This is a genomic window from Streptomyces ambofaciens ATCC 23877 (assembly GCF_001267885.1).
Taxonomy (GTDB): Bacteria; Actinomycetota; Actinomycetes; order Streptomycetales; family Streptomycetaceae; genus Streptomyces; species Streptomyces ambofaciens.
The window spans coordinates 5433642-5454923 of record NZ_CP012382.1; the positions used below are offsets into that span (position 1 = coordinate 5433642).

Consider the following 21282-nt stretch of genomic DNA (forward strand, 5'->3'; position numbering starts at 1 on the left):
GCCAGCGTAGTTACGCCCCGGCGGTACGGAAGACGCGTGTGCCCACCGTCACGGCCAGCGCGGTGAGGGCGACGGCGACCAGCGCGCCGTACAGCATGTGCGCGGTCGCGTAGCTGCCGACGTAGGCGTCGCGCATCGCGTCGACCAGGTAGCGGAACGGCATCAGGTGCGAGAGCACGTCCAGCCAGGCCGGGCCCAGGGTCATCGGGAGCATCAGGCCCGACAGCAGCATCGACGGCATGGTCAGCGCGTTGACGGTGGGCCCGAACTCCCCCGGCGTACGGACCTTCATCGCCAGCGCGTACGACAGCGACGCCAGCGAGACGGTCAGCAGGGCGACGAACACGAACCCGACGAGCACGCCGGCAAGGGGCGCGCGCAGCCCCATCACCAGCGCGGCCAGCACCAGCAGGACCGCCTGGAACGCGAAGACGGTGGCGTCCCGCAGCACCCTGCCCAGCAGCAGCGCCAGACGGCTGACCGGCGTGACACGCATGCGTTCGACCACCCCCTGGGTGTTCTCGACGATGATCGAGAAGCCCGCGAAGGAGGCGCCGAACAAGCCGAGTTGGAGCAGCAGGCCGGGGACGAGCACCTGCCACGAGCTGCCGTGTCCGCCGAGCGGCAGGTCGGTCAGCAGGGGGCCGAAGAAGAGCAGGTACAGCAGCGGCATCAGCACGCCGAAGAGCAGGGCGAGCCGGGAGCGCAGGGACTGGCGCAGATAGCGGCCGTAGATGATGGCGGTGTCGTGGAGCAGCATCGGGGTCCTCGGGTCCTGGGGCGGTACGGCCGCGGAGCGGCGGGGTCGTACGGCCGCGGGGTGGCGGGGCCGTACGGTCGGGGGGCCGGGGGAGGTCATACGGCCACGGGGGTGGCGTCGGCGGGTGCGGCGCTGCGGCCGGTGACGGCGAGGAAGGTGTCCTGGAGCGAGGCGTCGAGCGAGCCGCCGTACTCCAGCTTCAGCGCGCCGGGGGTGCCCTCGGCCGCCACCACGCCCCGGTCCACGACCACCAGGCGGTCGGCGAGGGCGTCGGCCTCGTCGAGGTAGTGCGTGGTGAGGAAGACCGTGGTGCCGTGGTCGTCGCGCAGCCGGCGGACCAGGTCCCACAGGTCGGCGCGGCTGCCGGGGTCGAGGCCGGTCGTCGGCTCGTCCAGGAAGAGCACCTCCGGGCGGTGCGTGAGCGCCATCGCGATGTCCAGCCGGCGCCGCTGGCCGCCGGAGAGCGCGCCGCACCTGCGGTCGAGGAACTCGGTGAGGTCCAGGTCGCGGGCGAGCTCCCCGGCGCGCTCGACGGCCCGCGCCTTGGACAGGCGGTACAGGCGGCCCTGGGTGACCAGCTCCTCCCGCACGGTGACCTGCGCGTCCACCCCGCCCGACTGCGCCACGTAACCGCAGGCCCGGCGGACCGCCGCCGGGTCGGTCACCAGGTCGTGGCCGGCGACGGTGGCCGCGCCGCCGGTGGGGGCCAGCAGCGTCGTGAGCATCCGGAGGGTGGTGGTCTTGCCGGCGCCGTTGGGGCCCAGGAAGCCGAGGATCTCGCCCGCGCGGACGGTCAGGTCGATGCCGCGCACCGCTTCGACCGGGCCGTGCTTCGTCTCGAAGGTGCGGGCGAGACCGGCCGTACTGATGATTGCCATGGCCCCAGAAAAACAGAGTCACTCAATTTTTGCAACGACTCCAAGTTTTCAGTGGGCCCAGCGAAGCTAGGATGACCCCATGGCCGAGGGACTGAGGGAACGGAAGAAGCGGCAGACCCGCCAGTACATCTCCGATGTCGCCACGGGCCTGTTCCTTCAGCGCGGATTCGAGGCCGTGACGGTGGCGGAGGTCGCGGACGCGGCGAACGTCTCCGTCAACACGGTCTACAACTACTTCCCGGCCAAGGAGGACCTCTTCCTCGACCGCTCCAAGGGCGTCGTCGACCGCCTCTCCCGCTGGGTCCGCGGGCGGCGCGTCGGGGAGTCGGCGGCGCGGGCCGTGCTGCGCGAACTGCGCGAGGAGGTCGAGTCGGTCTCGCCGCGGCTCGGCCTGATGGACGGCTACGCCGCGTTCATGAGGGTCATCCAGGACTCGCCCGCCCTGCGCTCGCGCATGTGGGCGATCGGCCAGGAGGTGCTCCTCGACCTGGAGCGGACCCTGCGCGAGGAGACCGGTGGCACGGAGGACGACGTCACACCCGCCCTGATGGCCGGTCAGGTCAACTGGCTGCACGGCACGGTCGTCGCGACCATCGGGCAGCGCATGCTCGCCGGCGGCAAACCCTCGCAGGTCTCCCGCGAGGTGCTCCTGCTGCTGGACGAGATGGAGGAGCTGTTGAGCGAGAAGGTGCTCAACTACGCCGTACGAGGCGCGGCCTGACACCCGGATGACGCACCCCGGTGTGATGTCCGTCATCTGAGACGTGACGCGCGTTACTAACCGGTCACACAGCCCCTCACGGCCGCTAATCTCCGGCCGAGAGAAGAGAAACAGCGCGTATCAGGGGAGTCGCACAGTGGCACGGAAGCTCGCCGTCATCGGAGCCGGTCTCATGGGATCCGGCATCGCCCAGGTCTCCGCCCAGGCGGGCTGGGACGTCGTCCTGCGCGACGTCACCGACGAGGCGCTGCGGCGCGGTACCGACGGCATCAGGGCCTCGTACGACAAGTTCGTCGCCAAGGGGAAGCTCTCCGCCGACGACGCCGAGGCCGCCCTCGCGCGCATCACCGCGACCACCGATCTGGACGCCGCCGCCGACGCGGACGTCGTCGTCGAGGCCGTCTTCGAGAAGCTCGAGGTCAAGCACGAGATCTTCCGCGCGCTCGACAAGCTGGTGAAGGACGGGGCGATCCTCGCGTCCAACACCTCCGCCATCCCGATCACCAAGATCGCGGCCGTGACGGAGCGCCCCGAGCGGGTCGTCGGCACCCACTTCTTCTCACCGGTCCCGATGATGCAGCTGTGCGAGCTGGTGCGCGGCTACAAGACCAGCGACGAAACGCTCGCCACCGCGCGGGAGTTCGCCGAGTCCACCGGCAAGACCTGCATCGTCGTCAACCGTGACGTCGCCGGCTTCGTGACCACCCGCCTCATCTCCGCCCTCGTCGTCGAGGCCGCGAAGCTGTACGAGTCGGGCGTCGCCACCGCCGAGGACATCGACCTCGCCTGCAAGCTGGGCTTCGGCCACGCCATGGGGCCGCTGGCCACCGCCGACCTGACGGGCGTCGACATCCTGCTGCACGCCACGGGCAACATCTACACCGAGTCGCAGGACGAGAAGTTCGCCCCGCCGGAGCTGATGCGCCGGATGGTGGACGCCGGTGACATCGGCCGCAAGAGCGGGCAGGGCTTCTACAAGCACTGAGGTCGCATCGGCCCCGGGAAACGTCACACGCCGGGGTGAATTCGGTATCGGTTCGCTTACAGGCGGCAACCTCCGATCGTTTCGGCCAGTCAGAGGTTGCAACACCTGATACCGCCGAGAGATCACACCGAGCATCGAAGAATCGCAGAGACGACGAAGACGCATCCCGGGGAGCGCATATGCACATCAGGGGCGACCACGTCGAGCTGGTCGTCGGGGGCCGCCTCGACGTCCGCAGCGCGGCGGACGCCCGTACGGTCCTGCACTCGGCCGTCGACGACGGAGTCGGCGACCTGGTGCTGGACCTGTCCGAACTGGACTCCTGGGACGCCACCGGACTCGGCGTGATCATGGGAGCCCACCGACGGGCCGGCCGCTGCGGCCGGCGGCTGGTGCTGCGCGGCGTGCCACCGCAGATGCAGCGCCTGCTGGTGGCCACCCGGCTGCACCGGATCCTGGCCATCGAGGGCGGCATCGGCGTGGAGACCCTGCCCAGGGTGTGACGCCGCGGGCCGGTGGGGCGCGGCGGAAGGGGGAGACCCGGACACCGCTCGGCGAATCGCCCGACGCACGCAATCCTCACGAGACCGTGACGTCTCGGACGGGTCGGCACCCCGGCCTGTCGGAGATACTGAGCGAAGGTTTAGGGTCTGGCTGCCCGCCACCTCGCGAACCCACTGGCGGGCCCGGACCAGAAGCGACAGCGCGGTGTGCGGCAAGGCCGGGAGGGGCGGTCCCGACCGGGACCCGGCACACGACGCTTTTGGGGGGCTTGAACCTATGGACCCGAACAACCGGGGACCCGAGGAGTACGGCCAAGACGGCGACCACCAGGCGCCGCGCCCGCGCCCGCCCAGGGACCCCCTCACGACCGACTTCGGACAGCACACGCCCGCGCTCGCCCGCACGGTGCAGCTCGTCTCCGGAGACTTCCTGCTCACCGTCAACCCGGTCGACGGCAGCGAGATCGAGGTCTGCCCGCCCGCCGAGCGGCCCGCCCGGCCCGAGAAGCTCACCGCGGCCGAACGCGCCGAGGCGGCCCGTGCCGCCCGGCCGCCCGTGCCGCCGGGGCCGACCCGCACCGTGCTGGGACTGCTGGCCCGCGACGACGAACGCGAACGCCTGGTGCGGCTGCTCGCCCGCGGCCGTTCCGTCCGCCTCACCGGCCCCGCCGGTTCCGGCCGCACCAGCCTCCTGGACATCGTCGCCGAGGACTGCGCGGGCCTCGCACCCGACGGCGTCGTCCGGCTCAGCGGATTCCGCCGCACCGCCGACGACCTCCTCCACGACCTCTTCCACGCCGTGCACCGCGCGCCCCTGCACCGCCCGGACCGGGAGGAACTGCTCAGGCACCTCGGGGAGGTCGGAGCGGTCGTCGTCCTGGACGACGTCGAGTTCGGCGGCACCGCCCTCGACGAGCTGCTGGACGCGACCCCCGAGTGCGCCTTCCTCATCGGCGCGACACCGGACGTGCCCGCCCCCTCGGCCGACTCGGCCGTGGAAGAGGTCTTCCTGACCGGCCTGGACCGCTCCGACGGCGTGGAGCTGCTCGAGCGCGCCGCCGGCCGGACCCTCACCGAGGACGAGGCCAACTGGGCCGGCGACCTCTGGTTCGAGTCCGAGGGCCTGCCGCTGCGCTTCGTCCAGGCCGGTGCCCTGCTGCGCCGTCGCGACCGGCAGCGGGCCGGCGCCGACGCCGTCGACGAGTTCGGTGTCTTCACCGACGCCCGCCCGGCCGACGACGCGCCCTACGACGCCGCCGAGAGCGACGACGTACCCCTGCCGTCCCTCGGCGAGGCCGCCGCGCCCGCACCGCTGCTCGCCTCCCGGCTGAGCGCCTCCGCCCGCACCACCCTGGAGTTCGCCGTCGCGCTCGGCGGCGAGGTGCCGCACCAGGCGCATCTGCCCGCGCTGGTCGGCGACACCCACGCGGACGCCGCCCTCGGCGAGCTGGCCGACTGCGGACTGGTCTCGCCGGTCGGCTCCCGCTACCGGCTCGCCGCCGGGGTGCTCACCCAGCTGGAGAGCGCCGGATACGCCGACGGCGCACGGGAGCGTGCGCTGGCCGCCGCCCAGCACTACGCCTGGTGGGCAGGGCACCCCTCGGTCACCCCGGAGCGGGTCTGCGCCGAGGCCGACGCGGTCCTGGCCGCCCTCGCCGTGCTGCTGCCGACGACCACCCCGCCCGCGGACGACGAGGAGAGCCCCGCCGTCCAGCTGGCCCGCACCTCCGCGCCCGCGTTCGCCGCCGGGCTGCACTGGAGCGCCTGGGAGCGGGCGCTGCGCTCCGGCACCGAGGCCTCCCGGCTCGCCGGTGACGTCGCCGAACAGGCCTACTTCCACCACGAACTCGGCGTCCTCGCCCTGTGCGGGGGCCAGCTCGACCGGGCCCGCGCCGAACTGGAGGCGTCCATCGGGCTGCGCGGCGCGCTGTCCGACAAGCGGGGCGCCGTCGCGGGCCGCCGGGCCCTGGCCCTGGTCGCCGACCGCACCGGGGACACGCCGGGGCTGGGCGGCGGCGCGGGCGTGTTCGGCGCCGCGGCGGCCGGTGCCGGACCCGGCGCCGCGGCCGCCGCGGGCCCGGGGTTCGGTCCGACGGCGGGGGAGGAGGTGCCCGACGCCCGGCACGAGGAGTCGGCGTCGCCGCCCGCCGGCGTGCCCGCGCCCTTCCCGCCGCTCCAGCCGCCTCCGCAGTCCCCGACCCTGGTCGCCAGGCGGGAGCCCGCCGGTGGGCCGTCCCGCAAGGCGGGCGGCGGCATCAAGGGCTTCGCGCGGCGCAACCTCGTGGCCGCCGGAGCGGGCGCGCTGCTCGTCGCCGTGCTCGGCACGGTGGTGACCCTCGGCGCCACGTCCGAGAACGACGCCGGCGACCCCTCCGACCAGGTCGGCGTCAACCCGTCCGCCAGCCAGGGCGTCGACGACGGCGGCCTGGGCGCGGACCGTCCCTCGGACGACGGGGCGAGCCCGGGCGACACCGGCCGGCCCGCCGACCCGGGCCCGGACGGGACCCCGGGCACGTCGGACGACCCGACGCCGAGCGAGTCGGCACGGCCCTCGGACGGCGCGAGCGGCTCCAGCGGCACCGGTGACCCGCAGGACAGCGAGAGCCCGGACGACTCCGGTTCCCCGGACGAGTCGAGCAGGCCGCCGACCTCACCCTCGACGAGGCCGACGTCGCCGAAGCCCACGGACACCGAGCCCACCGACCCCGGGACGCCCACCGAGACCGAGGAGCCCACGACGCCCGCGCCCACCGACACGGGCACGACCGCGCCGCCCACGGCCCCGGAGACGTCCAACAGCGCCAGCGGCCCCGGCACCCCGCCCGCCACCGCCAGTTCCCCCGTCGACACCCCCTCGACCGCCTCGCAGAGCGGCACCGCGACCGGCGGTCCGGGCACGCCGGGGGGTGCGAGCCCGGCGACGGAGCAGATCATCTGAGCCCCGGACACAGCACGGGAGGGCCGGGTCCGTCACACGGACCCGGCCCTCCCGCTCGTCGTGGGCGACGTCCGCTCAGAACAGCCGCAGCTTGTCGTCCTCGATGCCCCGCATCGCGTTGTAGTCCAGCACCTGGCAACCGATCCCGCGGTCCGTGGCGAGGACCCGGGCCTGCGGCTTGATCTCCTGCGCGGCGAAGACACCGCGCACCGGGGCGAGGTGCGGATCGCGGTTCAACAGCTCCAGGTAGCGCGTGAGTTGCTCGACGCCGTCGATCTCGCCGCGCCGCTTGATCTCGACCGCGACGGTCCTGCCCTCGGCGTCCCGGCACAGGATGTCGACCGGGCCGATGGCGGTCATGTACTCGCGGCGGATGAGGGTGTAGCCCTCGCCCAGCGTCTCGATGCGGTCGGCGAGCAGCTCCTGGAGGTGCGCTTCCACGCCGTCCTTGATCAGGCCGGGGTCGACCCCCAGTTCGTGCGAGGAGTCGTGGAGGATCTCCTCCATCGTGATGATGAGCTTCTCGCCCGCCTTGTTGACGACGGTCCAGACGCCCTCCTCCTCGCCCGTGCCCTCCTTCAGCGTGCAGGGCGGCGACATCCAGTTCAGGGGCTTGTAGGCCCGGTCGTCGGCGTGGATCGAGACGCTGCCGTCCGCCTTGACCAGGATCAGGCGGGGCGCCGAGGGGAGATGGGCGGTGAGCCGCCCGGCGTAGTCGACGGAGCAGCGGGCAATGACGAGACGCATGGTCGGCAACGCTACTCGACGCGCCCGGCCCGACGCGATTCGCCCGTCCCGTGGTGGCCTGGGCGACTGTCCCACTTCTCCCTTTGACCCCCTCTTGCGCACTGGCCGATTGTGCGCCCAACGGATGGTGCGCATCTAGGCATTCTCCTGGTGCCGTCAGGATCGGTTGCTTACGGTATTGAACGGGAGGTCGCGAAGTGTGTACTCAGCGTGTTCAATATCGCGCACTCCCTCAACTGTCCGGCAACCCCTGCCAGTCGGGGGTGCGAGAGGAGAACCCATGTCGCTCGACGTCTCACCGGCCCTACTCGAACAGGCCGAGCGAGGCGAGGTCGACGAAGCAGCCTTCGTCGACTGCGTCCGGACTTCCCTGCCCTACGCATGGGAGATGGTCAGCAGTCTGGTGGCACAGCTGAAGGTCGACGGCGGAGCGTTCGCCGACAACCAGACGCCCCCGCCGGACGAGCAGGCGCGTGGTCAGCTGCTGCGCGCGCTCGCGAGTGACGCCATACGCGGTGCGCTGCAACGGCACTTCGGGGTGCGGCTGGCCTTCCAGAACTGCCACCGGGTGGCGGTGTTCCCGTTGGACTCCTCCGTCGACGAGACGCTGACCCGATTCACCTCGGTGCGCAGCCAGGTGCTGAACCAGTCCCCCGAGTTCCGCGACTGCTGACGCGACGGTCGTCCGCTTGCCGCTCCGTACGAGGGAGGTGCGATGCGTACCGGAGTGGCAAGCCCGCCCCTCAGCGGAGCTGGGGGAGTACCTCGGCCCCGAGCCGGCGCACGTTCTCCTCGGTCGCCGCGAGGTCCCCGGAGCCCTCGACGAGGAGGGCGAAGCGGGTGATGCCGGTCCGCTCGCCGGTCGCCGCGAGCCGGTCGGCGCACAGCCGGGGCGGGCCCACCGGGTGCAGCCCGCAGAGCAGTTCGGTGTACGCGTGCGGGTCGCGCATCCGCCGGGCGCGGCCGTCCACCGTGACATGGGCGCCCAGACCCTGCCTGAGCCAGCCCGGCATGGCCTTGAGCAGGGTCTCCGCCGCGTCCGTGTGCCGGTCCGCGATCTGGCAGACGCCGGCCGAGACGTGGCCCGCGCCGTGGATCTCCGCCGACGGCCGGCCGGCCGCGCGCGCGTGCCGCTGCCACAGGGCGACCATCTCGGCCTTCTCCTCGTCCCCGACGTGCATGCCGAGCAGCATCGGCAGTCCCCGCTCGGCCGCCATGCGCACGCTCGCCGGGGACGTGCAGGCGACGACCACCTCGGGGCCGGGGCTCTCCGACAGCGCCTCCGAGGGGCGGGGGACGACGGGCACCTCACGGAACCGGAAGCGTTCCCCCGAGGCGCCGACGGCCGGCTCGCGCAGCCAGCGCAGCAGCAGGTCGAGCGATTCCGGAAAGCCCTGCTCGTACGCCTCCAGACCCGCGCCGAACACCTCCAGATCCACCCACGGGCCGCCCCGGCCCACGCCCAGCGAGAACCGGCCGCCGCTCGTGATGTGCAGCAGCGCGGCCTGCTCGCCGAGCGCGACGGGGTGGGTGGTGGGCAGCACGCTCACCGCGGTGCCGACCCGGAGCCGACGGGTGCGGCCCAGCAGCAGCGCGGCCAGCGTGACGGCCGACGGGCACGTGCCGTACGGCACGAAGTGGTGCTCGGCCAGCCAGACCGCGTCGAGCCCCGCCTCCTCGGCCACCTCGGCCGAGCGGACGGCGCGGTGCAGCGCCTCACCGTGGCCCTGGCCCGGGAACTGGGCGCCCAACACGAAACTTCCTACGCGCATCGCTCTTCCTGCTTCCTCGGCTCCGACCCGGAGCTCCCCCACAGGGCATAACCGCCTGACACGTGCCGAGGACACGGTCGGGCGGAGGGATTTGCGGATTGTCTGCAGAATCGGCCGTTGCGGAGGGGGTGGAACGGCCCTCGGAGAAGTCTGCGTGGGGGAGTTGTGGTGGTTGGTGCCGTACGCGTACCCCGCCTGGCGCCGCGTAGGCTGGACGCGGTCCCTGCTTCCTGTATAGCTCCGTGAGGTGTCCTGTGTCCCCGCGTCGCAACCGACCCAAGGGAGCCGGTTCGCCCGGCCGGAGCGCCGAGGACGACAGCTCCGGCCGCTACGGCGGCTGGCAGTCGGCGGAGAGCTGGCGGGGCGAGGACTGGAGCGTACGGCACGTGGCGGGCGCGAGCGCGCAGGGGAAGTCGTACCGGTGCCCCGGCTGCGACCAGCTGATCCCGGACGGGGTCCCGCACGTGGTGGCCTGGCCGGCCCACTCGGGCGTCGACGAACGGCGCCACTGGCACAAGGCCTGCTGGAACGCGAAGGACCGCCGCACCACACGGGTGCAGCGGTCCCGGAACGCGCCGAGGTTCTGAGCGCTCCTACACGTCCCGCTTCTCCAGCAGGGCGAAGGCGCCGGCGAACGCGACCGCGGTCACGCCGAGCATGATCCACAGCGGGTCCCAGCCGGACGGGCCGGAGTCGGTGAGGGCGTTGGCGTAGAAGATGCTGAGCTGGTTCGGGATCGAGTACTCGAACAGCGCCTGCTGCACGCTCTCCAGGGACGACGAGAACATGAAGAGCGCGACCACCAGGGGGGCGAGCACGGTCCCGATCATGATGGTGATGGCGCCCGCCGAGTGCCGGATGACCGAGCCCATGGCGAGCGAGAGCAGCCCGAGCAGCGCGATGTAGAGCGCCACGCCCACGGTGGCCTTCAGCCACTCCCCGCCGTCGGGCGCGCGGACGCCGCTGTCCTCCAGCAGCGCCACCTGCACGAGGGCCACGAGCGTGGCGGAGACCAGCGTCACGACGAAGGCCACCAGGAAGAAGACGATGGCCTTCGCGGCGAGCACCCGGCCGCGGTTGGGGCAGGCGACCATCGTGGTACGGACCATGCCGGTCCCGTACTCGGACGCGGTGGTCAGCACCCCGAGCGTGATGATGCACATGCTGCCCAGGAGCAGGCCGAAGAAGCCGAGGCTCAGCGCGTTGTCACCGGTCTGGTCCGGCGAGGAACCGGCGACCACGAAGCCGGTCAGCAGACCGATGCCGACGACCAGGAAGACGAACACACCCATCGTCCACAGCGTCGAGCGCACCGACCGCATCTTCGTCCACTCGCAGGCGACCGCGTGCGCCAGGTGCGTACGGACCACCGGGATCGGCGACGTGTAGGCGGGGTACGGCGAGCCGGACGCCGCCGCCTGCCAGTCGGGTGCGGCCTGCGGCATCGGGGGCTGGGGCGTGCTCATCGGGCGTCCTCGGGCTGGGTCGGGTCGGTGACGGGCGCGGGGGCGGGGGCGGGCGAGGGGGCGTCGCCCGGCGACGCGGGGGCGGGCGCCTGCGGGGCCGGCTGCGCCTGGGCGGCCTGATGTGCCTGCGGGGCGGGCGGGGTGTGCGAGGCCGGCTGTGCCTGCGGAGCCTGCGGGGCCGTGTACGGGTTGGCCGGCCGACCGGCCGGCGCCGCCCCCGGTGCGGCCGGTACCCCGTAGGGTCCCGCCGGGGCCTGCCCCGGCGCGCCCTGCGGCGCCGGGAAGGGCTGCACCCCCTGATGGGGCGGCGGCGGGGCGTACCAGCCGGGCTGGCCCTGTCCGGGCACCGGCATCGGCGGCTGCGCCCCGGGCGGCAGCGGCTGCTGGAGCCCGGCCCGCTGGTCGGCGGTCGACCGGTAGTCGACGGCGCCCTGCGTCATCCGCATGTAGGCCTCCTCCAGCGAGGCCTGGTGCGGCGACAGCTCCCACAGCCGTACGTCGCTGTCGTGCGCGATGTCGCTGATCCGCGGGAGGGCCAGGCCGGTCACCCGCAGCCCGCCGTCCTGCTCGGGCATCACGTGCCCGCCCGCCTCGGTCAGCGCGGAGGTCAGCTTCTCGCGCAGCTGCGGGTCGGTGTCCGGGGTGCGCACGCGCGCGAAGTCGGCGGAGTTGGCCGAGATGAAGTCCTTCACGCTCATGTCGGAGAGCAGCTGGCCGCGCCCGATGACGATCAGGTGGTCGGCGGTGAGCGCCATCTCGCTCATCAGGTGCGAGGAGACGAAGACGGTGCGGCCCTCCGCCGCGAGCGCCTTCATCAGGTTGCGCACCCAGTGGATGCCCTCGGGGTCGAGGCCGTTGACCGGCTCGTCGAACAGCAGCACCTGCGGGTCGCCGAGCAGGGCGGCGGCGATGCCGAGCCGCTGGCCCATACCGAGGGAGAAGCCCTTGGAGCGCCGCTTGGCCACGTCCTGGAGCCCCACCACGCCGAGCACCTCGTCCACGCGCCGGGCCGGGATGCCCGAGAGCTGGGCCAGGCTCAGCAGGTGGTTGCGGGCGGAGCGGCCGCCGTGCACCGCCTTGGCGTCGAGCAGCGCACCGACCTGGCGGGGGGCGTTGGGCAGCTTGCGGTACGGGTGGCCCCCGATCGTCACGTGACCCGCCGTGGGGTTGTCCAGGCCGAGGATCATGCGCATCGTCGTCGACTTGCCCGACCCGTTGGGGCCGAGGAAGCCGGTGACGGCTCCGGGCCGCACCTGGAAGGACAGGTTGTACACAGCGGTCTTGTCGCCGTAGCGCTTGGTCAGGCCGACAGCCTCGATCATGCTCCGCACCCATCGAAAGGTTCAGGACAGCAGGGCACACGCCCCCGTAAGGGTTAGGAGGATATCGAGGCACTGACGGTTCCGTTCAAGCCGGGGCAAAATCCGACCCCGTACGAAACCCCTCGACAGGCGTCCGCCGCCCCCTCTTCCTAGGCGTCGCGTCGCTTCAGCACCAGGTAGCCGCCGACGAGCGCGGCGATCACCCACAGCACCATGATCCCGAGGCCGCCCCACGGGCCGTACGGCACGTCGTCGTCGATCGGCGTCACCACCTGCATGATCTTGCTGCCGGCCTGGTCGGGCAGGAACCGGCCGACCTTCTCCGTGGCGGGGACGTTGCCCAGGATGTTGGAGATCAGGAAGAAGAACGGCATCAGGATGCCCAGCGACAGCATCGGCGAGCGCAGCATCGCGGCGACGCCCATCGAGAACAGGGCGATGAGCGTCATGTACAGCCCGCCGCCGATCACCGCGCGCAGCACACCCGGGTCGCCGATCGACGCCTTGAGATCACCGAGCATCATCTGCCCGAGGAAGAAGGTGGCGAAGCTGGTGATCATGCTGACGACCAGCGCCAGTGCGGTGGCCACCGCGATCTTGCTGAACAGGAAGAGACCGCGGCGCGGCACGGCGGCCAGCGAGGTGCGGATCATGCCCGAGCTGTACTCGTTCGCCACGACCAGCACGCCGAAGACGATCATCGCGAGCTGACCGAGGCTCGTCCCGGCGAAGCTGATGAAGGTGGGGTCGAAGGTGAGCTGGTCCTCCCGGCCCATGTTGTCGAACTCGCTCTTCGACAGCGCCGAGATCAGCATGCCGAGGGCGATGGTGACGACCACGGCGAGGCCCAGCGTCCACACGGTGGACGCGACCGACCGGATCTTGGTCCACTCGGACCGGACGACCTGTGTCGCCGCCATGCTCATCCCTTCCTCCAGTCGCTGCCCCACTGTTGCTGCGGCACCGGGCCGGGCGGCTGCCCGTCGTGCGCGTGGTACTCCACCGACTCCGCGGTCAGCTGCATGAACGCCTCCTCCAGCGAGGCCCGCTGCGGGCTCAGCTCGTGCAGCACCAGCTGGTGCCGCGCCGCCAGCTCACCGATGGCCTCCGCCTTGTCGCCGTCCACCTCCAGGACCTCGGCGCCGCTCTCGACGACGGCGATGCCCTCGCCGTGCAGTACGTCGAGCAGCCGCTCGCGCTGCGGCGTGCGGATCCGGACGTAGCTGCGCGAGTTCTCCGCGATGAACTCCGCCATCGAGGTGTCCGCCAGCAACCGGCCCTGACCGATGACCACCAGATGATCCGCCGTCAGCGCCATCTCACTCATCAGATGGGAGGAGACGAAGACCGTACGGCCCTGGGAGGCCAGGGTCTTCATCAGATTGCGGATCCAGTGGATGCCCTCGGGGTCGAGCCCGTTGACCGGCTCGTCGAACATCAGGATGCGCGGGTCGCCGAGCAGCGCGCCGGCGATGCCGAGCCGCTGGCCCATGCCCAGGGAGAAGCCCTTGGTCTTCTTCCGGGCGACCGCGGTGAGCCCGACCGTGTCCAGCACCTCGCGCACCCGGCGCTCCGGGATGCCGTTGCTCTGCGCGAGCCACAGCAGGTGGTTGTGGGCGCTGCGCCCGCCGTGCCAGGCCTTGGCCTCCAGGAGCGCGCCGATGTACGTCAACGGGTCCTGGAGCTGGTGGTAGTGCTTGCCGTCGATCCGGACGTCCCCCGCGGTGGGACGGTCGAGGCCCAGCACCATCCGCATGGTCGTCGACTTGCCCGCACCGTTGGGGCCGAGGAAGCCCGTGATGATGCCGGGTCTGACGGTGAAGGAGAGATTGTTGACCGCCACCTTCTCGCCGTACCGCTTGGTCAGCCCCTCGAGCTCGATCATGGCGCCCACGCTAGAACGTGACGAAGCCCTCTGCCACCCCAGTGACAGAAGGCCTCGTCCTTGTTACGCGGTTGTTCGGCCGGCGGACGTCCGGCGCGTCAGCGGGACTGCTGGGCCGGCACCCCGCGGGAGACCGACTCGTCCTCGGCCGGCGTACCGGCGGCGGCCACCGCGGCACCCGTGAGGGTCGCCAGCATCTCGCGCACGTTGGTGAGCTGCGCGTTGATGGAGTCGCGGCGGTTGGTGAGGGCGGCGAGCTCGCGCTCCGACTCCGAACGGATCCGGTCCGCCTTGGCGTTGGCGTCGGCCACGATGTCCTCGGCCTGGCGCTGGGCCGTCTCGACGGTCTGGCGGGCGCGGCGCTCGGCGTCCGTGCGCAGCTTCTCCGCCTCCAGACGCAGCTGCTCCGCGCGGTGCTCGATCTCCGCGAGACGCTTCTCGGCCTTGGCCTGACGGGAGGCCAGGTCGCGCTCGGACTGCTCGCGGCGCTTGGCGAGGTTCGTCTCGAAGTCGGCGGCGGCCTGCGCGGCCTTGGCGCGGGTCTCCTCGAAGAGGGCGTCCGCCTCCTCACGCTTGGACTGCGCGTCCTTCTGCGCCTCGGAACGCAGCTGCGAGGCGTCGCTCTTGGCCTTCTCGACGATCCGGACGCCCTCGTCCTCGGCCTTGGCCTTGCGCTCCGACGCGTACGACTCGGCGTCGTTGCGCACCTGCTGAGCGGCCGACTCGGCGAGCTCCCGGTGCTGCTCGGCCGCGCGCCGGGCCTCCTCGCGCAGGTCCTTCGCCTCTTCCTCGGCGAGCCGCAGGATCTTCTCGACCCGCGCACCGAGACCGGCGTACGACGGCTCGGCGTCGTTGACCTGGGCCTGGGCGTTCTGGGTTTCGAGGTGGAGCTCCTCGATGCGCTTTTCCAGAGCGGTGATGCGGGCGAGAGCGCTGTCACGGTCGGAGACGAGCTTGGAGATACGTTCGTCCACCTGAGCGCGGTCGTACCCACGCCGCACAAGCTCGAAGCCGTAGGGGGAAGTGTCGCTCATGGGGTTCCTGTCGAAAGAGACCGGGTGAGGTGATAGAGGGAATCCTAGGCGCCAATGCGGTGTGTCATCGAGCGGATGCGCGTTTGATACGGAGAATGACACCTCTTTTGAGTGGCTGACCCACGGAAGGCTTGCCAAAGTTCTGGTCAAGGGTTCGCGCGGTGTTCAGCCAAAGATCTCCAGCAGACACGCAATCCGCCGCGGACGCTAGCCGTCTGACGACTTGCCACCCGAACGGGGAGCGCCCACCGTCGCGCCGGCCTTCACCCCGCCGTCCTTGCCGCCGGCCGTCGGCGCCTCGAAGGACTCCAGGGCCTCCAGCACGTCCTGCACCCGTGAGATCTCGGCGTTGATGTCCTCGCGGCGCCGCACCAGGGTCTCCAGTTCGCGCTTGCCCTCCTCGACGGTGGCCCGGGCTTCCCGGACCGCCTCCGCCTTCAGCTCCTCGGCCTCCCGGACCAGCGTGGCCTTCTTCTGCTCGGCCTCCTTGAGCAGGCCCTCGGCCTTCTTGACGGCGGCGATGCGCACCTTGCCGGCCTCGGAGTTGGCCTCCGACACCAGCTCCTTGGCCTTCGCCTCCGCCTTGGCGAGCTGCTCCTCGGCGGCCTTGACGAGCGCGTCGCAGCGGTCGCCGGCCGACTTCATCGTCTCGGCGGCCTCGCGCCGGGCCCGCTGGTGCAGCTCCTCGATCTCGGAGGTGAGCCGCTCGCGCAGCTCCTCCGCGCGCTCCCTGATGGCCGTCGCGTCCCGGCGGGCGCCGACGAGCAGCTCGTCCGCGTCCGTGCGGGCCTTCTCCACCCGGGTGTTGCCCTCGACCGTCGCCTCCGAGACGATCCGCTCCGCTTCCGAACGGGCCGCGCCGACCATCGTGTCGGCCTGCGACTCGGCGTCCGCGGTGGTCTTCTGCGCCTGCTGCTGCGCCTCGGTGAGCAGCTTGTCGGCCTCAGCCGTGGTCTCCGTGATGAGCGTGTCGACCTGCTCCGCCGCCTCCGAGCGCCGCTTGTTCGCGTCCTGGCGGGCCTCGTCGAGGGTCCGCTCGGCCTCCTCGCGGGCGGCCGTGGTGACCCGCTCGGCCTCCGCCGCCGCCTCGGCCCTGACCCGCTCGGCCTCCGTGCGGATCCGCTCGGCGTGCTGCTGGGCGGAGCCGACCGTCTCGGCGGCCTCGGCCCGCAGCCGCTCCGCCTCCCCGGTGGCGTCCGAGAGCAGCTGCTCCGCGCGGGCACCCGCCTCGGCCCGTACCCGGTCGGCCTCGGCGACCGTCTCCGCGGTGAGCCGCTCCGCCTCCGAGAGCGCCTCGGCCCGTACCCGCTCGGCCTCGTTCGCCGCCTCGGTACGGACGCGCTCCGCCTCCGCGACCGTCTCCGTACGGATCCGGTCGGTCTCCGCCGCCGTCTCCGTGGTGAGCCGCTCCGCCTCGGAACGCGCCTCGGTGATGAGGGTGTCCGCCTGCGTCGCCGCGTCCGACCGGATGCGGTTGGCGTCCTCGCGGGCGTCCGCCCGGGTCCGGGACGCGGCCTGCTCCGCCTCGGCGATCGCGTCGGAGGCCTCCGTACGCACCCGCTGGGCGTGCTCGGAGACATCGGTGCGGATGCGGTCGGCCTCCGTGATGGCCTCGGACACCGTCCGCTCGGCCAGCGCCTTGGCGGCCTCCGCCTCGTCCCGCGCCTCGCGCCGCAGCCGACCGGCGTCCTCGCTCGCACGCTCCCGCTCCGCGTAGGCGTCGGAACGGACCCGGTCCGCCTCCTCCTCGGCCTCGCGCCGGGTGCGCTCCGCCGCGTGCTCGGCGGCGCTGCGCAGCCCGGTGATCTCCTCCTGCGCCTGCTCGTGCAGCCCGGCGACCGACTCCCGCACCTGCTGCGCGTGCTGTTCGGCGGCCGACACCATCTCGGTCGCGCGCCGGTCGGCCTCCTCGACCAGCCGGACCGCCTCGGCCTGGGCCTCCTCCACGCGCTTGCGCGCCGAGGCCAGCAGCTCCTCGCTCTGCTCGCGGGCCCGCTCGCGCTCCTGGTCGGCCTCCTGCCGGGCGGAACCCAGCGTCTCCTCGGCCTCACGGCGGCGCCGGGCGGCCTCCTCCTGCGCGGCGGCCAGCGTCTCCGACGCCTCGGCGGCGATGCGCTCGGCGGCGGTCTGCGCCTCCGCGCGTACCCGGTCGGCGCTCTCCTGGGCCTCCGACTTCAGCCGCTCGGCCTCGTTCGACGCCTCCGACCTGAGGCGTACGGCGACGGCCTCACCCTCCGCGCGGGAGGCGGAGGCGTCCGCGGCGGCCTCGGTGCGCAGCCGCTCGGCCTCCGTCTCGGCCTGCTGCTGGAGCGTACGGATGCGCTCCGCGGCCTCCGCGCGCAGCCGCTCGCTCTCCTCCGCGGCCTCGCGGCGGATCCGCTCGCCCTCCTCACGGGCCTCGGTCAGCGCCTGCTCGGCGGCACCGCGGCGCTCCTCGGCCTCGGTCTGGAGCCGCATCAGCTCCTCGGCGGCCTCCGCCTGCCGGGCCTCGACGGCGCGCTCGGTCTCCTCGCGCAGCTCGCGGGCGGCCCGCTCGGCCTCCGCCTGGAGCTCCTCCACGCGCTGGGCGGCCTCCGCGCGGTGCCGCTCGGCCTCCGCGCGGGTGCGCTCCAGGGTCTCCTCGGCCTGCCGGCGCAGGGTCGTCGCCCGCTCGATGGCCTCGGTGCGGACCTTCTCGCTGTCGGCCGTCGCGCTCTGCCGGAGCTCGTCCGCGTCCGCCTTGGCCTTGGCGAGCAGCTCCTCGGCGGTCTTCGCCGCCTCCTCGATCTGCGCCACGGCCTCCTTGCGGGCCTCGGCGCGGATCTTCTCGCCCTCGGCGACGGCGTCGGCGCGCAGCTGCTCGGCCTCGCCCCGCAGCCGGCGGGCCTCCTCCTGGAGCTCGACCGTCTTGGCGCGGTACTCCTTGGTGTCGTCCTTCGCCGCGCCCTTGAGCTGCTCGGCGATGTCGTGCGCCTCGGCGCGCAGCCGGTCCGCCTCGGCCTCGGCCTCGGTGCGGATCCGCTCGGCCTCCTCGGTGGCGGCCTTGGTGGTGCGCTTGGCGTCCTCCGACGCCTTGTTCAGCACGTCCTCGGCGGTCTTGGCGGCCTTGGACAGCTGGGTGGCCGATTCCTCGGCGGTGAGCGTGCGGGCCTTCTCCGCGGCCTCGGCGACGATCTTCTCGGCCTCGGCGCGGGCGTCCGCGACCAGCTGCTCGGCCTCGGACCGGGTCGACTCGGCGTCCTTGGTGGCCTCGCCGACCAGCCGGGCGACCTGCTCCTTGGCGGTGCGGGTGCGCTGCTCGTTGGTGGCCTCGGCGCTCGCCAGGGCCTTGGCCGCGGACTCCTTCGCCTCGGCGACCAGCTTCTCGGCCTCGGTCTGCGCCTTGCGCAGCGCCTCCTCGGCCTCGGACATGCGCTGCTCGGCGGCCCGGCTCAGCTCCTGGACCTGGCGGCGGGTGGACTCCGACTCGCTGGCGGTGGAACTGCGCAGCCGCTCGGCGTGGTCGGTGGCCTCCTGCGCCTGGGTGGAGGCGGCGTTCAGCAGGCGTTCGGCGTCCGTGCGGGCGCGGCGCAGGATCTGCTCGGCCTCGCCGCGCGCGCTCTCCGCGTCGCTCTGCAGCCGCTGCCTGGCCTCTGCCGTGAGCCGCTCGGCCTCCGCGCGGGCCGCGGCCAGGGCCTGCTCGGCCTCGGCCCGGGACTCGTCGAGCAGCCGGCGGGCCTGCTGCTCGGTGCGGGCCCGCAGCTGCTCGGCCCAGGCCACGTTCTCGTTGACGTGCGACTCGACGGTCTGCCGGCGCTCGGCCAGCTCCTGGTCGAGCTGCTGGCGCCGGGTCACCGCCTCCTGGTGCAGCTCCGCCTGGAGCCGCGCCGCCTGCTCGGCGTGCTCCTGGAGGATGCGCTGCGTCTGCGCCCGGGCCTGGCTCAGCTCCCGTTCGGCGTCCGCGCGCAACTGGTCGGCCTGCGTCTGCGCGTTGCGCAGCAACTGCTCGGCCTGGTACCCGATGTCACCGCCGTCGAAGGCGGGCCGGGACATGATGGTGCGCCGCGCCTCGTGCAACTTGGCGCGCAGCACCTCGACCTGGTAGCCGAGGTCCTCGGCGTGCTGGATCGCCTTTTCCCGCTCGGTCTTCAGCCGCTTCATCTCGGCCTCGAACCGAGAGAGGTGGTCGACGTCAGCCGCCGGCTCTCGCTCCTGGCTCTCGTAGCCCCGCACTGCGCGGTCCCATCCGTCCCCTGGTCGCAAATCTTCCCGAACGGGCTCCGTCCGTCCGCCGGACGGGGCCCCCGGGGAATGGTGTCAGATCAACGGCGGAGCAGACGCTTCTGCCCCGGCGCCCGCCCCCCGAAACACGACCCCGGCGGTCCCGCCACCACTGACGGCAGGACCGGGTCACCCTGGACTGAGCGGCGACCGCACCCAACCCTACCGGCCCATATGTACGAGGGTCAGTGCTCAGGTGTCTCAACGGCCGCCGATGTGACCAGTTCTGTCAGTACGCCATGGCAGTCCTTGGGGTGCAGGAAGGTGATCCGCGACCCCATGGAACCGCGCCGGGGCTCGTCGTACAGAACGCGTACGCCCTTCTCCCGGATGTCCGCGGCGTCCGCGTCCACGTCCGCCGTACCGAACGCGATGTGGTGGACGCCCTCGCCGTTCTTGGCGAGCCACTTGCCGACCGCGGAGTCCTCGCGGGTCGGCTCCAGGAGCTGGAGGTACGAGGCGCCGCCGTCCGACGTACCGTTGATCTTGAGCATGGCCTCACGGACGCCCTGCTCCTCGTTGACCTCGGTGTGGAACACCTCGAAGCCATAGGTGGCACGGTAGAACTCGACGGTCGTGTCGAGGTCGCGGCAGGCGATTCCGATGTGGTCGATTCGCGTCAGCATGGATTCAGTGCAGCGCTCCGGAGGTGGTTACGCAACGTGCGCGCGATCACACCGACGGCCGGGTGACGGGCGGCATACCGCTCAGTACATTCGAGTAAACCCTCGTTCACTCCTCGGCCTGTGCGGGCCGGAAAAGGGGATCGCAGCTCATGCCTTCTGGAACTTCTGACACCTCTGGAACGAACGGCACGACCTCCGTCATCGTCGCGGGTGCCCGCACCCCGATGGGGCGGCTGCTCGGCTCGCTGAAGTCCTTCTCCGGGGCGGACCTCGGCGGCTTCGCGATCAAGGCCGCCCTCGACCGGGCGGGGATCGGCGGCGACCAGGTCCAGTACGTGATCATGGGCCAGGTCCTGCAGGCCGGCGCCGGCCAGATCCCGGCCCGCCAGGCCGCCGTCAAGGCCGGCATCCCGATGAACGTCCCGGCCCTGACGATCAACAAGGTCTGCCTCTCCGGCCTCGACGCCATCGCCCTCGCCGACCAGCTCATTCGCGCCGGTGAATTCGACGTGATCGTCGCCGGCGGCCAGGAGTCCATGACCAACGCCCCGCACCTGCTGCCGAAGTCCCGCGAGGGCTACAAGTACGGCGCGGTGCAGATGCTCGACGCCATGGCGCACGACGGTCTGACCGACTCCTTCGAGGGCATCGCCATGGGCGAGTCCACCGAGAAGCACAACACCCGCCTCGGCATCGAGCGCGCGGCCCAGGACGAGATCGCCGCCCTGTCCCACCAGCGCGCCGCCGCCGCCCAGAAGAACGGCGTCTACGAGGCCGAGATCACCCCGGTCGAGATCCCGCAGCGCAAGGGCGACCCGGTGGTCTTCAGCAAGGACGAGGGCATCCGCGGCGACACCACCGCCGAGTCGCTCGGCAAGCTGCGCCCGGCCTTCTCCAAGGACGGCACGATCACCGCCGGCTCCTCCTCGCAGATCTCCGACGGCGCGGCGGCCGTGGTCGTCATGAGCAAGGCCAAGGCGCAGGAGCTGGGCCTGGAGTGGATCGCGGAGATCGGCGCGCACGGCAATGTCGCCGGGCCGGACAACTCTTTGCAGTCGCAGCCCTCCAACGCCATCCGGCACGCCCTGAAGAAGGAGGGCCTGGAGGTCGGGGACCTCGACCTGATCGAGATCAACGAGGCGTTCGCGGCCGTCGCCGTGCAGTCAATGAAGGACCTCGGCGTCTCCACCGAAAAGGTGAACGTCAACGGTGGCGCCATTGCCCTGGGACACCCGATCGGCATGTCCGGTGCCCGGCTCGTGCTGCACCTGGCCCTGGAGCTGAAGCGGCGCGGCGGCGGGATCGGCGCGGCGGCGCTGTGCGGCGGTGGCGGTCAGGGCGACGCGCTGATCGTCCGGGTGCCCGGGGCCTGAGCGCCGCGCGGCACGACTACTGACGGAACGTAG

The 21282-nt window shown here is 72.4% G+C and carries 18 protein-coding genes; 7 read left to right on the top strand and 11 right to left on the bottom strand.

Annotation, left to right across the window (positions count from 1 at the left end):
* Positions 1 to 10: 10 nt before the first annotated feature.
* The gene (locus SAM23877_RS24335; RefSeq protein WP_053137158.1) at positions 11 to 760 is read right to left on the bottom strand and encodes an ABC transporter permease; all 750 of its coding nucleotides are present in this window, start codon (positions 758 to 760) and stop codon (positions 11 to 13) included.
* 95 nt (positions 761 to 855) lie between these two features.
* The gene (locus SAM23877_RS24340; protein ID WP_053137161.1) at positions 856 to 1638 is read right to left on the bottom strand and encodes an ABC transporter ATP-binding protein; all 783 of its coding nucleotides are present in this window, start codon (positions 1636 to 1638) and stop codon (positions 856 to 858) included.
* A 79-nt stretch (positions 1639 to 1717) separates the two neighbouring features.
* Here SAM23877_RS24340 and SAM23877_RS24345 point away from each other — a divergent pair, with 79 nt between their 5' ends.
* From SAM23877_RS24345 to SAM23877_RS24360, 4 genes are all read left to right on the top strand, one after another.
* The gene (locus SAM23877_RS24345) at positions 1718 to 2359 is read left to right on the top strand and encodes a TetR/AcrR family transcriptional regulator (RefSeq protein ID WP_053137164.1); all 642 of its coding nucleotides are present in this window, start codon (positions 1718 to 1720) and stop codon (positions 2357 to 2359) included.
* A gap of 136 nt (positions 2360 to 2495) precedes the next feature.
* Positions 2496 to 3344, top strand: a complete 849-nt coding sequence (locus SAM23877_RS24350; RefSeq protein WP_053137167.1) for a 3-hydroxyacyl-CoA dehydrogenase family protein — start codon at positions 2496 to 2498, stop codon at positions 3342 to 3344.
* Between the two features lie 179 nt (positions 3345 to 3523).
* A complete protein-coding gene (locus tag SAM23877_RS24355) occupies positions 3524 to 3847 on the top strand; it encodes an STAS domain-containing protein (RefSeq protein ID WP_003973611.1) in 324 nt (107 codons plus the stop codon).
* 277 nt (positions 3848 to 4124) lie between these two features.
* Positions 4125 to 6785 (top strand): ATP-binding protein, encoded by a 2661-nt coding sequence (locus SAM23877_RS24360; protein ID WP_053137170.1) that lies wholly within the window; start codon positions 4125 to 4127, stop codon positions 6783 to 6785.
* Between the two features lie 75 nt (positions 6786 to 6860).
* Here the strand turns inward: SAM23877_RS24360 and nucS are convergent, their stop codons facing one another.
* A complete protein-coding gene (nucS, locus tag SAM23877_RS24365) occupies positions 6861 to 7532 on the bottom strand; it encodes an endonuclease NucS (RefSeq protein WP_053137172.1) in 672 nt (223 codons plus the stop codon).
* Between the two features lie 280 nt (positions 7533 to 7812).
* Between nucS and SAM23877_RS24370 the strand changes: the two genes are divergently transcribed.
* Positions 7813 to 8205 carry an SCO5389 family protein gene (locus tag SAM23877_RS24370; RefSeq protein ID WP_019326839.1) on the top strand — a complete coding sequence of 131 codons (393 nt, stop codon included), beginning with the start codon at positions 7813 to 7815 and terminating at the stop codon, positions 8203 to 8205.
* A 70-nt stretch (positions 8206 to 8275) separates the two neighbouring features.
* Here SAM23877_RS24370 and SAM23877_RS24375 read toward each other — a convergent pair whose 3' ends face one another.
* Complete coding sequence (locus tag SAM23877_RS24375; protein ID WP_053137175.1) at positions 8276 to 9304, bottom strand: LLM class flavin-dependent oxidoreductase; 1029 nt, start codon at positions 9302 to 9304, stop codon at positions 8276 to 8278.
* Between the two features lie 254 nt (positions 9305 to 9558).
* On the opposite strand from SAM23877_RS24375, the gene SAM23877_RS24380 reads away from it, so the two are divergent.
* A complete protein-coding gene (locus SAM23877_RS24380) occupies positions 9559 to 9891 on the top strand; it encodes a hypothetical protein (RefSeq protein WP_053137178.1) in 333 nt (110 codons plus the stop codon).
* Positions 9892 to 9897: 6 nt separating this feature from the next.
* Here the strand turns inward: SAM23877_RS24380 and SAM23877_RS24385 are convergent, their stop codons facing one another.
* From SAM23877_RS24385 to mce, 7 genes are all read right to left on the bottom strand, one after another.
* Positions 9898 to 10770, bottom strand: coding sequence for an ABC transporter permease (locus tag SAM23877_RS24385; RefSeq protein ID WP_053137180.1), 873 nt, complete (start codon positions 10768 to 10770; stop codon positions 9898 to 9900).
* The gene (locus SAM23877_RS24390; RefSeq protein WP_053137184.1) at positions 10767 to 12092 is read right to left on the bottom strand and encodes an ABC transporter ATP-binding protein; all 1326 of its coding nucleotides are present in this window, start codon (positions 12090 to 12092) and stop codon (positions 10767 to 10769) included. The genes SAM23877_RS24385 and SAM23877_RS24390 overlap by 4 nt, the downstream gene beginning before the upstream one ends.
* Positions 12093 to 12241: 149 nt before the next feature.
* Positions 12242 to 13018, bottom strand: coding sequence for an ABC transporter permease (locus SAM23877_RS24395; RefSeq protein WP_079030399.1), 777 nt, complete (start codon positions 13016 to 13018; stop codon positions 12242 to 12244).
* Positions 13015 to 13977 (bottom strand): ABC transporter ATP-binding protein, encoded by a 963-nt coding sequence (locus SAM23877_RS24400; protein ID WP_053137190.1) that lies wholly within the window; start codon positions 13975 to 13977, stop codon positions 13015 to 13017. The genes SAM23877_RS24395 and SAM23877_RS24400 overlap by 4 nt, the downstream gene beginning before the upstream one ends.
* Before the next feature lie 98 nt (positions 13978 to 14075).
* Positions 14076 to 15011, bottom strand: a complete 936-nt coding sequence (locus SAM23877_RS24405; protein ID WP_053137193.1) for a coiled-coil domain-containing protein — start codon at positions 15009 to 15011, stop codon at positions 14076 to 14078.
* Positions 15012 to 15218: 207 nt separating this feature from the next.
* Positions 15219 to 19202 (bottom strand): polarized growth protein Scy, encoded by a 3984-nt coding sequence (gene scy / locus SAM23877_RS24410; RefSeq protein ID WP_053137195.1) that lies wholly within the window; start codon positions 19200 to 19202, stop codon positions 15219 to 15221.
* A 233-nt stretch (positions 19203 to 19435) separates the two neighbouring features.
* Positions 19436 to 19876: a methylmalonyl-CoA epimerase gene (gene mce / locus SAM23877_RS24415; RefSeq protein WP_053137198.1), complete on the bottom strand. Its 441-nt coding sequence runs from the start codon at positions 19874 to 19876 to the stop codon at positions 19436 to 19438.
* Between the two features lie 149 nt (positions 19877 to 20025).
* Between mce and SAM23877_RS24420 the strand changes: the two genes are divergently transcribed.
* Entirely contained in the window at positions 20026 to 21249 is a 1224-nt protein-coding gene (locus SAM23877_RS24420) for an acetyl-CoA C-acetyltransferase (protein ID WP_079030401.1), read from the top strand.
* Positions 21250 to 21282 lie beyond the last annotated feature (33 nt).

Coding starts and splice junctions, on each gene's coding strand:
- SAM23877_RS24335 (WP_053137158.1), bottom strand. CDS start 760: ATGCTGCTCCACGACACCGCCATCATCTACGGCCGCTATCTGCGCCAG.
- SAM23877_RS24340 (WP_053137161.1), bottom strand. CDS start 1,638: ATGGCAATCATCAGTACGGCCGGTCTCGCCCGCACCTTCGAGACGAAG.
- SAM23877_RS24345 (WP_053137164.1), top strand. CDS start 1,718: ATGGCCGAGGGACTGAGGGAACGGAAGAAGCGGCAGACCCGCCAGTAC.
- SAM23877_RS24355 (WP_003973611.1), top strand. CDS start 3,524: ATGCACATCAGGGGCGACCACGTCGAGCTGGTCGTCGGGGGCCGCCTC.
- SAM23877_RS24360 (WP_053137170.1), top strand. CDS start 4,125: ATGGACCCGAACAACCGGGGACCCGAGGAGTACGGCCAAGACGGCGAC.
- nucS (WP_053137172.1), bottom strand. CDS start 7,532: ATGCGTCTCGTCATTGCCCGCTGCTCCGTCGACTACGCCGGGCGGCTC.
- SAM23877_RS24370 (WP_019326839.1), top strand. CDS start 7,813: ATGTCGCTCGACGTCTCACCGGCCCTACTCGAACAGGCCGAGCGAGGC.
- SAM23877_RS24375 (WP_053137175.1), bottom strand. CDS start 9,304: ATGCGCGTAGGAAGTTTCGTGTTGGGCGCCCAGTTCCCGGGCCAGGGC.
- SAM23877_RS24385 (WP_053137180.1), bottom strand. CDS start 10,770: ATGAGCACGCCCCAGCCCCCGATGCCGCAGGCCGCACCCGACTGGCAG.
- SAM23877_RS24390 (WP_053137184.1), bottom strand. CDS start 12,092: ATGATCGAGGCTGTCGGCCTGACCAAGCGCTACGGCGACAAGACCGCT.
- SAM23877_RS24395 (WP_079030399.1), bottom strand. CDS start 13,018: ATGAGCATGGCGGCGACACAGGTCGTCCGGTCCGAGTGGACCAAGATC.
- SAM23877_RS24400 (WP_053137190.1), bottom strand. CDS start 13,977: ATGATCGAGCTCGAGGGGCTGACCAAGCGGTACGGCGAGAAGGTGGCG.
- SAM23877_RS24405 (WP_053137193.1), bottom strand. CDS start 15,011: ATGAGCGACACTTCCCCCTACGGCTTCGAGCTTGTGCGGCGTGGGTAC.
- mce (WP_053137198.1), bottom strand. CDS start 19,876: ATGCTGACGCGAATCGACCACATCGGAATCGCCTGCCGCGACCTCGAC.
- SAM23877_RS24420 (WP_079030401.1), top strand. CDS start 20,026: ATGCCTTCTGGAACTTCTGACACCTCTGGAACGAACGGCACGACCTCC.